The organism is bacterium (assembly GCA_004299235.1).
In the GTDB taxonomy this organism is placed as follows: domain Bacteria; phylum Chloroflexota; class Dormibacteria; order Dormibacterales; family Dormibacteraceae; genus SCQL01.
Genome location: SCQL01000029.1, coordinates 81,189 through 95,677, shown reverse-complemented (window position 1 = coordinate 95,677; position 14,489 = coordinate 81,189). Strand labels below are relative to the sequence as shown.

The 14,489-nt window shown below is 69.1% G+C and carries 14 protein-coding genes; all 14 read right to left on the bottom strand.

The features are described 5' to 3' along the window. Window positions 1-282: 282 nt before the first annotated feature. The gene (locus EPN29_10405) at window positions 283-606 is read right to left on the bottom strand and encodes a DUF1290 domain-containing protein (GenBank protein ID TAN32129.1); all 324 of its coding nucleotides are present in this window, start codon (window positions 604-606) and stop codon (window positions 283-285) included. Beyond that, complete coding sequence (locus EPN29_10400) at window positions 606-1,544, bottom strand: FtsQ-type POTRA domain-containing protein (GenBank protein TAN32124.1); 939 nt, start codon at window positions 1,542-1,544, stop codon at window positions 606-608. Before EPN29_10400 ends, EPN29_10405 begins: the two co-directional genes overlap by 1 nt. After that, on the bottom strand, window positions 1,541-2,497 hold the full coding sequence (locus EPN29_10395; protein ID TAN32123.1) for a D-alanine--D-alanine ligase: 957 nt from the start codon (window positions 2,495-2,497) through the stop codon (window positions 1,541-1,543). Before EPN29_10395 ends, EPN29_10400 begins: the two co-directional genes overlap by 4 nt. Beyond that, complete coding sequence (gene murB / locus EPN29_10390) at window positions 2,491-3,438, bottom strand: UDP-N-acetylmuramate dehydrogenase (GenBank protein ID TAN32122.1); 948 nt, start codon at window positions 3,436-3,438, stop codon at window positions 2,491-2,493. Before murB ends, EPN29_10395 begins: the two co-directional genes overlap by 7 nt. Next, window positions 3,416-4,708 (bottom strand): UDP-N-acetylmuramate--L-alanine ligase, encoded by a 1,293-nt coding sequence (murC, locus tag EPN29_10385; GenBank protein ID TAN32121.1) that lies wholly within the window; start codon window positions 4,706-4,708, stop codon window positions 3,416-3,418. Before murC ends, murB begins: the two co-directional genes overlap by 23 nt. Beyond that, on the bottom strand, window positions 4,705-5,748 hold the full coding sequence (locus EPN29_10380) for a UDP-N-acetylglucosamine--N-acetylmuramyl-(pentapeptide) pyrophosphoryl-undecaprenol N-acetylglucosamine transferase (GenBank protein ID TAN32120.1): 1,044 nt from the start codon (window positions 5,746-5,748) through the stop codon (window positions 4,705-4,707). Before EPN29_10380 ends, murC begins: the two co-directional genes overlap by 4 nt. Continuing rightward, window positions 5,669-6,883 (bottom strand): putative lipid II flippase FtsW, encoded by a 1,215-nt coding sequence (ftsW, locus tag EPN29_10375; GenBank protein ID TAN32119.1) that lies wholly within the window; start codon window positions 6,881-6,883, stop codon window positions 5,669-5,671. Before ftsW ends, EPN29_10380 begins: the two co-directional genes overlap by 80 nt. A gap of 19 nt (window positions 6,884-6,902) precedes the next feature. Then, complete coding sequence (gene murD / locus EPN29_10370) at window positions 6,903-8,225, bottom strand: UDP-N-acetylmuramoyl-L-alanine--D-glutamate ligase (protein ID TAN32118.1); 1,323 nt, start codon at window positions 8,223-8,225, stop codon at window positions 6,903-6,905. Next, complete coding sequence (gene mraY, locus EPN29_10365) at window positions 8,165-9,109, bottom strand: phospho-N-acetylmuramoyl-pentapeptide-transferase (GenBank protein TAN32117.1); 945 nt, start codon at window positions 9,107-9,109, stop codon at window positions 8,165-8,167. The genes murD and mraY overlap by 61 nt, the downstream gene beginning before the upstream one ends. Window positions 9,110-9,116: 7 nt before the next feature. Next, on the bottom strand, window positions 9,117-10,673 hold the full coding sequence (gene murF / locus EPN29_10360) for a UDP-N-acetylmuramoyl-tripeptide--D-alanyl-D-alanine ligase (protein TAN32116.1): 1,557 nt from the start codon (window positions 10,671-10,673) through the stop codon (window positions 9,117-9,119). Beyond that, window positions 10,478-12,193 carry a penicillin-binding protein 2 gene (locus tag EPN29_10355; GenBank protein ID TAN32115.1) on the bottom strand — a complete coding sequence of 572 codons (1,716 nt, stop codon included), beginning with the start codon at window positions 12,191-12,193 and terminating at the stop codon, window positions 10,478-10,480. The genes murF and EPN29_10355 overlap by 196 nt, the downstream gene beginning before the upstream one ends. A 44-nt stretch (window positions 12,194-12,237) precedes the next feature. Further along, on the bottom strand, window positions 12,238-12,759 hold the full coding sequence (locus EPN29_10350) for a hypothetical protein (protein ID TAN32114.1): 522 nt from the start codon (window positions 12,757-12,759) through the stop codon (window positions 12,238-12,240). A gap of 133 nt (window positions 12,760-12,892) precedes the next feature. Then, entirely contained in the window at window positions 12,893-13,816 is a 924-nt protein-coding gene (gene rsmH, locus EPN29_10345; GenBank protein TAN32113.1) for a 16S rRNA (cytosine(1402)-N(4))-methyltransferase RsmH, read from the bottom strand. Further along, window positions 13,812-14,243 (bottom strand): division/cell wall cluster transcriptional repressor MraZ, encoded by a 432-nt coding sequence (locus tag EPN29_10340; protein TAN32112.1) that lies wholly within the window; start codon window positions 14,241-14,243, stop codon window positions 13,812-13,814. The genes rsmH and EPN29_10340 overlap by 5 nt, the downstream gene beginning before the upstream one ends. Window positions 14,244-14,489: the final 246 nt, after the last annotated feature.

Below are 14,489 nucleotides of genomic sequence, written 5' to 3'. Positions count from 1 at the left end.
TCGGCGTGGGCCGCCCACGCCGATGATGCTCACCGGAGCACCAGGGTCGTCAGACTCGGCTATCACCACCGCGACCCGGCTCGTGCCCAGGTCGAGACCGACGGTTTTCTTCCGCCGCGACAAAACTGTGCTGAGATGCCTCCTGGAACGTATGGGGGATGTGTGGGCGGGTTGCCGAGGATTATATCGGCTGCCAGGCGTCTGTGGACCAGATTTTGTGGGTCCGAGAGGCGGCGGTGCTAGCTCTTGTGGTCAGGCAGGGGCGAGCGATGGCCGGATCAGCTACAGGTAGTGCCGGCGGATCGCTCCCAGGTTGTTGAAGATCCGCACGCCGAAAGCCACGATCGCGGCGATCGACAGGTCGACGCCGAGCTTGTCGCCGAAATAGGTGAGGCTCGCGGCCAGGGTCATGTTGGTGAGCAGGCCGCTGAAGAACACCCGCGGTTCGAACGTGCCCGCGATGTAGGCCTTGAACGCGCCGAAGATGGAATCCAGCGCCGCCAGCAGGGCGACGGCGGTGTAGCGCGCGTACGTGATCGGGATCGTGACCGGAGAGAGCAGCCCGAGCAGCACGCCCAGGACCGCGAAAACGATCGCGACGACGATTACTTGCATACGGCCGCGGGACTGGGTGACGGTGGCGAAGTGGTGCCCGGTGATGGCGAAGGAGCCGCCGCCTCGCGCGACTTGTACGCGACCGCGGGCTCGGCGGGGTTCATCACGTTGACGTACGCCAGGTCGGACGAGTTGTAGTCCACGTTCCCGTTGCCGTTGATGGCTTTCAGGGCCGCCAGCTTGTCGTGAAGCGACGCGAACTCCTCGGGGGTCAGCACGCGGCCAAAATAAACCTTCCATCCGCGCTTGGCCTCGAGGGTCAGCACGCCGCACGAGTCGAAGGTGAACCCGCCGACCTCCTGTCCGATCAATGACGGGAGCTCGCGTTGGATGTTGACCAGGGCGGTCAGCAGCAGCGGGTCGAGCGGCCGGGCGCCCGCTTTCGGGTCCGCTCCGCCCGGACCCTGAACGTCGACCAGGGCGCCGGCGGCCGAGGCCGGGCCGAGGACGACCGCCTGGCTCGACAGCAGGAAGAGCTTGCTGCTCTTGCCCGCGTGGTAGGCCGCGACGGGCTGCCACTCGCTGATCTGGATCAGGATCGTGCCCGGCAGCCGCGGCTCGACGGAGGCCGTCCGCACCCAGGTCTGGTCCAGCAGGCGCTGCCGGTCCGCCTCGCCGTCCACCGCCAGCACCGACCGACCCTCGCCGAGACCCAGGACGCGTGCCACCTCCGCCCTGGTCATGTGATGCGCGCCGGCGACCTCCACCGCCCGCACGGAAAGGGCCGGGCCGAACCACAGCCAAGCCAGCAGCGCCGCTTCGGCGACCGCCGCCCCCACCGCCAGCCCGCGCCACGCCCAGCGCACATCGGGTTCGCGCAGGGCCTTCTCCGATCGCGTCCACAGCTGGCCCTTCAGCGGTCCAGATGGTTCGAGGCTGCGCCGCCAGTCGATCCGCGGCATCAGCGAACGGCGCCGGCGGAACTTCATCCGGCGGCCGGCCCGACGTGGCGCTGATGGCGGCCCATCGCATGGTCGACGAGGCGCTGGCACAGGTCGTCGAACGCGATCCCCGCCGCTCGGGCCGCGTCCGGCAGCAGCGAGAGCTCGGTGAGGCCCGGCACCGTGTTGACCTCCAGGATCCACGGCGTGGCCTGGGCGTCGACGATGATGTCGACCCGCCCCATGCCCGCGCACCCGAGCTCTGTGAAGGCGCGCCCGGCGGCTTCGGACGCCGCGACTCGAGCGGCCTCCGGGATTCGCGCCGGGATGATGTGATGCGATTTGCCGGCGGTGTACTTGGCGTCGTAGTCGTAGACGGGGTTGTCGCTGACGATCTCCAGGGTCGGCAGCACCTGTAAGGCAGGCGTCGCCAGGACGCCGATCGTGATCTCCGTCCCCGCCGCGAAGCGCTGGACCAGGACGCGCCTGTCGTAACGTCCCGCCAGCACCAGCCCGCTGGCGACGGCGTCGGCGTCCTTCGCGATCGTGAGCCCGATCGTCGACCCTTCGCTGACGGGTTTCACCACCAGGGGCAGGCCGAACTTCGCCACCAGGCGCTCGACCAAGCCCGCGCCGACCCCCTCTTTGATCTCGAGCTCCTCGAGCTCCGGAATTTTCAGCCCAGCCCCGGCCATGACCGCGCTCGCGCGGGCCTTGTCCATGCACAGCGCCGACGCCAGCACCCCTGAGCCCGTGTAAGGCAGCCCCAGCAGCTCCAGCATCCCCTGCACCGTGCCGTCCTCGCCCAGGCGGCCGTGCAGGGCGTTGAAGACGCAATCAAAGCCGCCGTCGCGGAGCACGTCCCACGTTTTCAGGTCGAGGTCGACGCCGGTGACATCATGGCCGCGGGCCCGCAACGCGGTCTCGACCTCCGCGCCCGAGCGCAGCGATACCTCACGCTCCGCCGACCGGCCGCCGCGAATGACCGCCAGCTTCACGATTGCCCGGCGGGGGGGAAGTCCCTACCGCTCCAGCGCCCCACCAGCTCGACCTCCGGCTCCAGCTCCACGTTGAAGCGCAGCCGGACCGCGCTGCGTGCGTGCTCGATGAGCCGCCTCACATCGGCCGCGCTCGCGCCACCTTCGTTGACGATGAAGTTGCCGTGGAGGTCCGAGATGACGGCAGCGCCCTCCCGCGCACCCTTCAGGCCCGCTGCCTGCACCAGCCTGCCGGCGGAGTCGCCAGGCGGATTCTTGAACACGCTGCCGCAGTTCTTGGTCTTGATCGGCTGCGTTGCGTTGCGCTCCTTGGTGAGCTTGGCCATGACCCGCTTCACCTCCTCCCCATCGCCTCGCCCGAGCCGCACCGTCGCCGCGACCACGAGCCCGCCCTTGAGCGGGCCGTTGCGCAGGGCCGATGTGCGGTAGCCGAGCTCGAGGTCGGCCGGACTCCAGGTCTGCGCGCCCGCGCCCGGCATGAAACCGCTCACCTCCACCAGGACCTCTCGAAGCTCCCTGCCCCAGCAGCCGGCGTTTTGATAGACCGCTCCGCCGACCGTGCCCGGGACGCCGATCGCAAACTCGAAACCGCGCAGGCCGGCGTCGGCGACGATTCGAGCCAGCCGCATCATCTTCAAGCCCGCCCCGGCTCGCACCCGCGTGCCGTCGATGCGATGGTCGCGGTTGACGACCCTGAGGACCAGGCCCTCGACCCCCCTGTCGGCGATGAGCAGGTTCGTGCCCGCGCCGAGCAGAAGGCAAGGGATCGCGCGCTCCTGGCAGCCTTCGATGGCTTTCTGGATGACTTCCACGCGGGGTGTCTCGAGGAAGAATTCAGCCGGGCCGCCGATGCCGAAAGACGTGCGCGAAGCCAGCGGCTCGTCCTCTCGCACCCCCGGCAGGGCCCGCAGCCAGGCGAGCTTAGACGCGATGCGCCAGCTCATCGCCCAACTTCGTGATGTCACCAGCGCCCATCAGGAGCAGAAGGTCGCCCGGCCCGACCAGGCCTTCCAGCTCCTCCCTCGCGGTTTGGAAGTCACCGACGTACGAGGCCCCTCGAATGGAATGCGCGAGGTCTGAGGCCCTGACCCCCGAGGTGTTTTCCTCGCCCGCGCCGTAAACGTCCAGGACCAGCACCTTGTCCGCGCCGCCGAACGCGCGCGAGAAGCCGTGCATGAGAGCGGCAAGTCGCGAGTAGCGATGGGGTTGAAAGACCACGATCAACCGCCGGTGCCGCAGCTCTCGCGCGGCCTCGATCGTCGCCCTCACCTTCGTCGGATGGTGCGCGTAGTCGTCGTAGACCGCGGCGCCCTGGAAGGCGCCGATGAGCTCGAGGCGCCGATGGGCGCCCGGAAAGCTCTCCAGCCCTGCGGCGACGTCGGCAAATCCGATCCCGAGCTCCAGCGCCATGGCCGCGGCGGCGGTCGCGTTCTGGATGTTGTGGCGGCCGGGCTGCCGCAGGTTGACCCGCCCGAGCTCGGTGGCGCCGTGATGGATGGGAAATGGACGGACCGGTTCGCAGCGATAGGTCGCATCGTCGCGAAACCCGTAAGTCACCCTGCGCGCCGCCGGCTTCAGTCCTCGCGCCAGTTCGTCGTCCGCGCACACGATCGCCAGGCCGTCGGCCGGCAGCCCCGCGATGAATTTCGCGAACAGATCGCGCACGGCGCCGACATCCTTGAATTGGTCGGGGTGGTCGAGCTCGATATTGGTGACGATCGCCCGTCGCGGGTGGTGAAGCGTGAGCGTGCCGTCCGACTCGTCCGTCTCCGCCACCAGCCACTCCGACTTGCCGGCCCGCGCGCTCGCCCCGTCGCCCACCAGCACCGTCGGGTCGTACCCGGCCGTGACCATGATGTGGCCGAGCATGTGCGTCACCGTCGTCTTGCCGGCCGTCCCGGCGACCGCGATCGAGTCCGAGGCGCCGATGAGCTCCGCCAGCATCTCGGCGCGGCTCAGCACCTTGACCCCCATCGCTCGCGCCGCGTCCAGCTCCGGCGAGCTCTTGATGGCGCCGCTGTAGACGAGCAGGTCCTGGAACAGCACGTGCTCGGGGTCGTGGCCGACCAGGATCCGCGCGCCGGCGTCCTCCAGCTCGGCGGTCGTCTCCGAGGCTTTCGCGTCGCACCCGCTGACCTCGTCGCCGCGCGCGAGGAACACACGCGCCAGCGCCGAGACCCCGGCGCCCCCGGCGCCCATCAGGTGGACCTTCATTTGCGGATCACGGAACGTAAAACCGCCAGCACCCGGCCTGCGGCGTCACGCCTGCCCGCCGCGGCCGACGCCTTGGCCATCGCGCGAAGGCGGTCGGGACTCAGGCCGTCGATCGCCGCGACCAGGTTCTTGCCGCTCAGCTCGGAATCCCCGATGCGGATGGCGGCGCCCGCGTCGACCATGGCGGCGGCGTTTGGCTCCTGGTGCCCGCCGCCAAACGTGCCCGGGATGAGCACCATCGGCAGGCCGACGGCGGCGGCTTCCGCGATCGTCCCCACGCCCGCCCGGCTGACGACCAGGTCGGCGCGAGCCATCAATCCCGGCATGTCGTCGCTGAAGGCCAGGCCGTGGTAGTGCGCGTTCGAATACTTCGCCACACCGCCGGCGCCCTGGTGTCCCGCGACGTGATAGACCTCATCGAATCGCCGGCAGAGGTCCTGCAGGGCAGCCCACACCGCGAGGTTCAACTTCCGCGCACCCTGGCTGCCGCCGGTGACCAGGAGGCAGCGCGGCGGCACGGCCGGGGTGCGCGGCTCGAAGCCCTCACGCAGCGGCACCCCGGTCAAGATGACCCCGCGGCGCCGGATCCGCTTCTCGGTCCCCGGCAGGGTCGTGCAGATGGCGGCGGCGCCGCCGGCGAAGAGCCGCGTCGCCAATCCGGGCCGCACATCCTTCTCGTGCAGGACGTAGGGGATGCCGCGCATGCGGGCGGCAGCGACCGCCGGCGCCATCACATAACCGCCCATGCCGAGGACCACGTCCGGCCGGAAGCGGTCGACGATGCGCAGTCCGGCGCGCAGGGCGGCAGGGATGACCACAGGCAGGGCGAGATTCTTCCAGACCGCGTCCCGGTCGAGCCCACGCACGTTGACCGTCGCCAGCTCGAAGCCGGCGGCAGGCACGAGCCGCTCCTCGGGGCCGCCTTTGCGGCCGACCAGCAGCACATCACCGTCCGGTGCCTCAGCGCGAAACGCTCGCGCGACCGCGAGCGCCGGATAGAGGTGCCCGCCGGTCCCGCCGCCAGCGATCAAAAGTCTCATCTGACTTCCCTTTATCTGCTAATGCTGAGCCTGAACCCAGACGGGCGATGCTCAACAACACGCCGACCGCCGCTAAAGACGTCGCCAGCGCGGTGCCGCCATAGCTGAAGAACGGTAGCGGCACTCCGGTGATCGGCAGCGTGTTGGTGACCGTCGCCATGTTCAACAGGGCCTCGAAAGCGATCCAGGTGGTGATCGCCGCCGCCAGTCCGAGACCGAAGCGGTCGGGCGCGCGCAGCGCCGCCCGGTAACCGCGAATGCCGAAGAAGAGGAACCCGAGCATGACCAGCGTGGTGCCGACGAGGCCGGTCTCCTCGCCGACGATGGCGAAGATGAAGTCGGTGTGCGCCTCGGGCAGCCAGCCGTACTTTTCGACCGAGTGGCCGATGCCGACGCCGAAGAATCCGCCCGACCCCAGGCCGTACAGCGCCTGGGTCGACTGGAATCCGGCGCCCAGTGGATCGGCGAACGGGTTCTTGTACGCCGCCAGCCGGGCGAACCGGTAAGGCTCGAGCAGGGTCAACGCCATGAACCCCAGTCCGAGGGCTCCCACCAGCAGGACCACATGCCGGAAGCGGCCGCCGCCCGCCCAATACACGCTGAGGAAGATCGCGACCGTGACGATCGCCGTGCCGAGGTCCTTCTCGAGCATCAGGAGGACCAGCACGCCGGCGAGCATCGCGGCGAACGGCACGAACGCTTTCTGAAAATCGCCGATGCGCGCCGCGTTCCGATCGATCCAGTGGGCGACGAACACGGCGAAGGCGAGCTTGCCGAGTTCGGACGGCTGAAACGTGCCGAGCGGGCCGGCGTCGAACCAGCGGCGAGCGCCGTTGACGGTGACGCCCAGATGAGGCACCAGCACGAGCAGCATGAGCAGGGCCGCGGCCACCGCGCCCGCCGGCGCCAGCGGTCGCAGGCGGCGATAGTCGATGCGGCTGAGCACAAAGAGCGCCACGAAGCCGATCAGCATCCATGCCGCCTGGCGTTCTGCGTAGTAGAAGGCCGACTGGTGCTGCGTGTAGGCAAACGCCACGCTGGCGCTCGTGACCATGACGAGGCCCGCGCCGCAAAGCAGCACCGTCGTGAACAGGAGCAGGCGGTCGGGCTGCCGCCCCTCACGGGCGACGCTCATCTGGTCCGCGCCCGGCAGCTCACGGCGCGTGCCTCTTGCGGACCAGGTCTTTGAACCGCCGGCCCCGATCCTCGTAGTCCTGGAACATGTCGAAGCTCTTGTAGGCGGGGCTGAAGAGGACCACGCCGCCCCGCCGCGCCAGTCCCGCCGCCGCCGCAACCGCCTCCTCGAGGCCGGTGGCTCGAACCACCTTTGGATGGCCGCGGAGCTCACGCGCGAGGAGGTCCGCCGAGGCGCCGACCAGCACGACCGCTTCGGTGTTGGCCAGCACGTCGGCGACCCAGTCATGCAGCTCGAAACCGCTGCCGTAGCCACCCGCGATCAGCACCACCGGCGCCCCCGGGAAGGCGCTCAGCGCCACCCGCCCCGCGTCGGGGTTGGTGGCCTTGGAGTCGTTGTACCAGCGCACACCGGCCCACTCGCCCACGAGCTCGAGGCGGTGCTCGACGCCTTTGAAGGCACGAATCGCGGCCTCGATGGCGCCGTCGGTCAGGCCGGCGATCCGTCCCACCGCGGCGGCCGCGAGAGCGTTCTCCAGGTTGTGCCGCCCGGGCAGCGGCATCGGCGGGATGGGCTGGTGCTGGTCGAACCACACCACGTGGGCGCGTGTGCGATCGGCCAGCCGGCGGCAGGTCTCATCGCGCCCGTTGAGGACCGCGAAATCGCCGGCGCCGGCGAACTCGACGGCCCGAGCCTTCAGGTCGATGTAGCGCTCGAGAGTGCCGTGACGGTCGAGATGGTCGGGCGTGACGTTCAGGATCACGCCGACGTGCAGGCGTGGCTTGTCGACCGATTCCAGCTGGAAGCTCGACAGCTCGAGCACGATCCAGTGCTGGGCGGTGATCTCGTCGAGGCGATCGAGGACGGTGTCCCCGATATTGCCGCCGACCACCACCGGACGGTCACCTTCGGACAGCACGGCGCCGATCAGCGCCGTCGTCGTCGTCTTGCCGTTGGTGCCCGTGATCCCGACCACGGAGCCGGGGCACAGCTTGAGGAACAGGTCGATCTCGCTGGACACCGCCACCCCCAGGGCGCGCGCGCGGTCCAAGAGCGGGGCGTCCCAGGGCACTCCGGGACTGGCATAGACGGCATCGACACCGTCCAGCACCGCATCGTCATAGCCGCCCAGCACGAGGTCCACGCCGGGAGGCATCCGCGCGATGTGTTCGCCAAGCTGTTCTGCGGGCTTGCGATCGGCGACGCGGACCTTTTCGCCCGCGCCCACGAGGTGGTTGGCCAGCGCCACGCCGCTGCGCGCCGCGCCCACCACGAGGACGGTCACATGACCAGCCGCGCGAATGCGGCCGCGGCCAGCGCCGAGATGAGCCCCGCGCCCCAGAAGGAGAGCGCGATGCGGTTCTCAGACCAACCCTCATGGTGGAACGTGTAGTGAATCGGGGTCATCTTGAAAACGCGGCGTCCGCCGCTGGCTTTGAAGTAAGCCACCTGAATGATGACAGACAGCGTCTCCAGCACAAACACCAGACCGAGCAGCGGCAGGAGCACCAAAAAGCCCTGCTGCACCGCCATCGCCGCCAGCGCGTAGCCGATCGCGAGCGCGCCGGTGTCGCCCATGAAGACGTGCGCCGGGTGGCGATTGAAAACCAGGAACGCGACCAGCGCGCCGCACAGGGTCATCGCCACCGCTTTCTCGCCGGCGGGCGCGCCGGACATGAGCAGCACCAGGGCCGCGAGGGCGATGGCCGAGAGGCCGCCCGCCAGCCCGTCCATGCCGTCGGTGAGGTTCACCGCGTTGGCGGTGCCGAGGATCGCCACGACCGCGAGCGGAAAGAGCAGCCACGGCGACGAGGGGAGGAAGAGCTGGTGCCCGCTGCCCTGGGTCAGGGCCAGCACCGCGACGGGAACGGCGAGCACGGCCTGGATCGGGAATTTGAGGCGCGCGGGGATGCCCCGCGCCCCGACCTGGAGCTTGCTGCGATCGTCCGCGAAACCGATGAGGCCGCCTGCGACCAGCCCGCCCGTGGCGGGCAGGGCTCCAGGGTGGTGACCGGCGATCGACGCGAGCACCCCGGCCGCAATGCCGAGGACGACGAACAGGATGCCGCCGCCGGTGGGCGTCCCCGCTTTCCTCTGGTGGCTCTCGGGCAGCTCCGCCTGGATGACCTGCCCGGATCGCCAACCGCGCAGCGCCCGGATCATCCAGGGATAGAGGACGAGCGAGAGACTGAGGGCGACGGCGAATGTGATCGCGTCTAGAAGCATGTCTGCTTCACGGCGCGGTCAGCTGCCTGACCACGTCGTCCAGGCGGATCCCGTGCGATGCCTTCACCAGCACGCGGTCGCCCTCGCGTGCGTTCCGGCGCACCCAGGCCACCGCGGCGGGTCGATCGGGCACGAGCTCCGCTCGAGCCGACTGGGCGAGGATCCGGCCGCTATCGCCATCGAGAACGCACACCGCGTCGAAAACCTCTGCCGCGCGCCGGCCGACCTGGCGATGCGATTCCTCCGCCAGCGCGCCGAGCTCGCCCATCTCCCCGAGCACCGCCAGCAGGCGTCCCCGGCGCGGGCTTTCGGCCAGCGCCTCGAAGGCCGCGAGCATCGATTCCGGACTGGCGTTGTACGCGTCGTCGATGATCGAGAAGCCTGCCTTGGTCGGCAGGACCTCCATCCGGTGCTCGACGGCGACGTGCTCCAGCGCCTCGGCCCCCTCCGCGATCGGCACGCCGGCGAACTCGCCGGCGGCCAGCGCCGCCAGCGCGTTGCGAACCTGGTGCCGCCCGTCGAGCATGAGCCGGACATCGACGCCGCGGACGGAGAACTGCGACCCGCCGCCGGTGCGTGTCCGATAACCCTCCGCGCGAAAGACGCCGCCGCCGAAGCCGAAGCTCACGACCCTGGCCGCGGTCATGTCCGCCAGCAGCGGGAAGAACCGATCGTCGGCGTTGAGCACCGCGAGCCCATCCTGCGGCAGCGTGGCCAGAAGCTCGCCCTTGGCGCGTGCCAGGTCTTCTTGCGACTTGAAGAACTCCATATGCACGCTGCCGATGTTGGTGATGATCCCCACCGAGGGCCGCGCCAGGGCGGCCAGGCGCGCGATGTCACCGGCGTGCTGCATGCCCATCTCCAGGACGAGCGCGGTGTGCTCCGGTTCGAGGCCCAGCATGGTCAGCGGCACGCCGGTCTCGGTGTTGAGGTTGCCCATCGTGCGCAGGACGTTGAAACGCTTGGCCAGGATCGCCCAGACCATCTCCTTGGTCGAGGTCTTGCCGTTGCTGCCGGTGACGGCGACGACCAGCGGCCTCACGCGGCGCAGGACGTGACCGGCGAGCGCGTAGAGCGCCTCCCAGGTGCTGGGGACGACGATTTGAACGACGCCTGACGCAAGCTCGGCCTTTTGCTCGACCACCAGGGCCGCCGCGCCGCGCGCGATCGCGTCCTCAGTGAACCGGTGCCCGTCCATCTCCGCGCCGCGCAGCGCAAAGAACAGGCCGCCCTGCTTCACCTCGCGCGAGTCGGTGTGAAACGTCGAGAACGTGTTACCGACCTGGGTGCCGCCGGCCTCGCCGCCTCCGGTCGCCTCGAGGATCTCGAGAAGTGTCAAACGCACCTGAGTAGAATCGCACCCGCGCCCTAGCGCGGGTCGGGCGTGATGTGCCAGTCGACGACCATGGTCTGGGCGATCTGCTGCCAGATGGGCGCCGCCGTGATGTAGCCGTCGTTCAGCGTCCAGTCGCGATCGCTGCCGGGGTAGTGCGGCTTCCTGACCACGACCAGCATCGTGAACTTCGGATGCTGCGCCGGCAGGAATCCGACGTATGACGTCCACACGTCCTGGGTGTACTGGCCGTTGACGGGGATCTGCGCCGTGCCCGTCTTGCCCGTCTGGTCGAGCTCGAAGCCCTTGACGCGCGCCTTCCAGCCCGAGCCGTGCTGCACCACCGCTTCCATCATCGTGGTCATCTGCTGCGCGGTTTCGGGGCTGATGACCTGGCGCTGCGGCTGGAGCAGCAGCGGGTTGACCCTGGTGCCGACGCGCTCGACCACGTGCGGCGGTGCGTAACGCCCCCCGTTGGCGACCACGTTGATCGCCGCCAGCATCTGGACCATGTTGACGTCGATGCCCTGGCCGAATGAGGCGGTCGCGTACTGCGAGTCGGCCATCTGGTCCGCCGGCGGCGGCAGGATGGAGCTCTCGCCGGCGACGTCGATGCCGCTCGCCTTGGTCAGGCCGAAGCCCTGCAGGTTGCCGTAGAACGCCGCGTGCCCCTCGGCCTGCATCGCCTTCATGGCGCCCACGTTGAGCGAGTGCTCGAGCACGTACGTGTAGTCGACATTGCCGTGGTTGCGGCGGTCCCAGTCGTAGATGCGATAGCCGCCCACGTTCACATACCCGGGATCGTTGATCACCGTGCCCGGGGCGATGGCGCCCGCGTTGAGGGCCCCGGACAGGGTCACCACCTTCATCACGGAACCGGGCTCGTAGGCGTAGCTCGAGATGTTGTCCTTGAACAGCGCCGCATCCGTGTGGTTGAAATTGTTGGCGTCGTAGCTCGGGTAGTCGGCCCAGGCGATGATGCCGCCCGTGGACGGATCCATGATCAGCACGCTGCCACTCTCGGCGCGGTCCCTCTTCACCCCTTCGGCGAGCGCCTGCTCGGCGGCGTACTGGACGTTGGCGTCGAGCGAGAGCACAAGGTCCGAGCCGTTGACCGGGTCCTGGTGGGTGTGCGAGCCGAGGACGATCTCGCGATTGGCCAGATCGCGGTAGCTGGAGATGTAGCCCGGCGTCCCGGCCAGCTGGTTCTGGTAGTAAGCCTCGAGGCCGTACTGGCCCTCGCCGTTGTAGTTGACGAAGCCCAGCAGGTTGGCCGCGAGCGTAGAGCCGGGCGCGATGCCTGGGAGGTACGCACGCTGGGTCTCGTCCTCCAGTCCGACCCCCGGCAGCTTCAGCGCGCGGAGGCGGTCCGCCTTGTCCTTCGAGAACCGGCGCGAGATGTACGCGAACTTGGCGCCGGACTCGAGCGTCTTCATGACGGAGGACTGATCGACGCCGAGAACCGCGGCCAGACCACCGGCGACGCGCTCTCTATCCCCGGAGGCGATCTGGTCAGGCGAGACGAACGCGGAGTAGACCGTCGTGTTGACGACGAGCTGGGTCATGCTGCGGTCGAAGATCGCGCCCCTGGCGGCGGGCAGCTCGACGACCTCGTGGTACTGCGCCTGCGCCTGCTCCGCGAGCTGGCCGTGGCGCCACACCTGCCAGTAGGCGAGGCGCGTCCAGACCATGCCGGCCAGGAGCAGAGCCACCACGAGCATCGCCGAGATGCGCAGCCGAGTCGAACCCACGCGTTCGACGCGCGTGGGGCCCCTCGACCGGAGCCCTACCGCCACTACCGACTGGCCGCCAGCACGTCGCGGGTGCCGCCGACCGTGTTGACCACGGCAGCCACGGCCCGCTCCCACAACGGAGCCGTATCCCCGGGGGACGCCCCGACCGGGGCCGCCAGGTCGATCGCCACCTGCTGCCCCGCGACGTAGGTTGCCGGCACCGCCCGCTGCATGCCGCTCTGCGCGGCCTGCTGCTCGACCTGCGCCGGCGCGTGCAGCGTCACCTCCTGGTACCGCAGCTGGTCCTGCTCCGCGATGAGCTGGCGCTGCTGGTCCTGAAGGCGGGCGATGTCATAGGACGATTGCGTGACCTCGGCGGCGATCGCCAGGTAGAAGAAGACGGCGATGAGCACCGCCCCGACGCCCAGGTAGGCGTGGCCGAACGAGTTCAGCCGCAGCCGATCGGCCGCAGCTGAGCTCGCCACCTGTACGAAGCCGCGCGTGCGCCGCCGCCGCCGGACGGGGAGGTGCTGCGCGCCGGCTGTGCCCAGGCGGCGCCGAGTCAATATCCGGGTCGATGTCAAGACGTGTGCCTCATTGATTTGCTGGGACGATGGCAAGTTCTGTGGTCCTCACCGCACCTCTCCCCGAGGGAGACGGCGTCGGCGTGGTGCCTGGTGGCCGGCGGGGTTGGGCCGGCCACCAGGACTTGTGGGGTTAGAGCCGTTCCGCCACCCTGAGGCGCGCCGAGCGAGCGCGAGGGTTGGAGGCGACCTCCTCTTCGGAGGGCCGCACGGGTCGGCGGGTGATGATGCGGAGGGTGGCCCGGTGGCCGCAGGTGCAGACTGGCTGCTGGGGTGGGCAGATGCAGTCTTTGGACTCGACGTTGAAGAATGACTTGACCAAGCGGTCTTCCAGGGAATGGAAGCTGATCGTCGCCATACGACCACCGGGTTTGAGAATCGAAAGAGCTGCTCTGAGTCCTGCCTCGATCTCGCCGAGCTCGTCGTTGACGGCTATGCGGAGGCCTTGAAAGGTCCTGGTCGCCACGTGGATGTCGCGCGGCCAGGCCTTCCTTGGGATGGCGGCTTCGACCGCCTGAGCCAGATCGCGCGTGGTGCGGAGCGGGCGCCGCGCCACGATGAACTGTGCGATCCGGCGAGCCCAACGCTCCTCGCCGTACTGACGGACGATGCGCTCGATCTCGCGCGCGTCGTAATGGTTGACGATCTGCGCCGCGGTGAGAGTGGCGCCCGGATCCATGCGCATGTCGAGCGGTCCCTCGGCGCGGAAGCTGAACCCGCGCTCGGGGGCGTCGATCTGGTTGCTGGACAGGCCGAAGTCGAAGAGCGTCAGGTCGGCCGCCTCGAACCCGTTCTGCGCGCTGATCGCGCCGAGTTCGGAGAAGCGCCCGTGGACGACGACCGCCGCCAACCCATATGGCGCCAGCGCCATCCGTCCAGCCTGGACGGCAGCCGGATCGCGGTCGATCCCGAGCAGCCGGCCGCCTGGTGTGATCTTCTCCAGGATCTGGCGGGCGTGACCCGCCTGCCCGAGGGTGCAGTCGATCGCGACCGCGCCCGCTCGGGGCTGGAGCAGCTCTATTACCTCTTGTAAAAGTGCAGGTTGGTGCGAGCTAATGCCCTGAGATCACCCTGTCAGCGAATTCCGTAAACCGCCCTTGTGCGTCTGTGCTGTAGCTGTCCCATCTGGCCTCGGGCCAAATCTCCACCCGCGAACCGGTGCCGATGACCACTGCCGTCGACGGCGTCTCGATCCCCGCCAACCGGCGCTGCTCCGGCTGCAAGCTGATCCGGCCCTGGCCATCCGGCTCGAACGGGTCCGAGAGCGGATAGAGGGTGCGCGCCAGCGCGCGATGGTCCGGTCCAGGCAGCGGGCTGCGCAGCTCCTGTGCCAGCGCCGCCCAGAGGTCCGGCGGATAGATCGCCAGGACGTTGTCCTGGCTCACCGAGACGAAGCTCCCTTCCTGGAGCTGCTTGCGGAAGGCGGCCGGGATGGCCAGCCTCCCCTTGTCGTCCACTCGAACACGATGCGCTCCTGTGAACACTCATCGCGCCTGCCAATACTGGCGGACGGCTCGATCCTGGCGGGCGCACAGCCCGCAGCCGCAGCCGTGGAGCTCAAGCGGCAGACGGTTGCCGAACTTGTCGAACCGCTGGCTCAAGCCGGCTGCCAGGCCACGGGAATCGTCGACATCGCGGCTGCGGGGAGAAGTGGCGTAGAGGAGGTGTATGGCGTGCCGTACTTGGACGTAGGGTGCGACGGATGCTTCCACGTTTGCTTGATTCACCAC

Excerpts from the sequence above, each read along its gene's own strand:
- EPN29_10400 (TAN32124.1), bottom strand. The coding sequence starts at position 1,544 with ATGAAGTTCCGCCGGCGCCGTTCGCTGATGCCGCGGATCGACTGGCGG.
- murB (TAN32122.1), bottom strand. The coding sequence starts at position 3,438 with ATGAGCTGGCGCATCGCGTCTAAGCTCGCCTGGCTGCGGGCCCTGCCG.
- murC (TAN32121.1), bottom strand. The coding sequence starts at position 4,708 with ATGAAGGTCCACCTGATGGGCGCCGGGGGCGCCGGGGTCTCGGCGCTG.
- EPN29_10380 (TAN32120.1), bottom strand. The coding sequence starts at position 5,748 with ATGAGACTTTTGATCGCTGGCGGCGGGACCGGCGGGCACCTCTATCCG.
- ftsW (TAN32119.1), bottom strand. The coding sequence starts at position 6,883 with ATGAGCGTCGCCCGTGAGGGGCGGCAGCCCGACCGCCTGCTCCTGTTC.
- mraY (TAN32117.1), bottom strand. The coding sequence starts at position 9,109 with ATGCTTCTAGACGCGATCACATTCGCCGTCGCCCTCAGTCTCTCGCTC.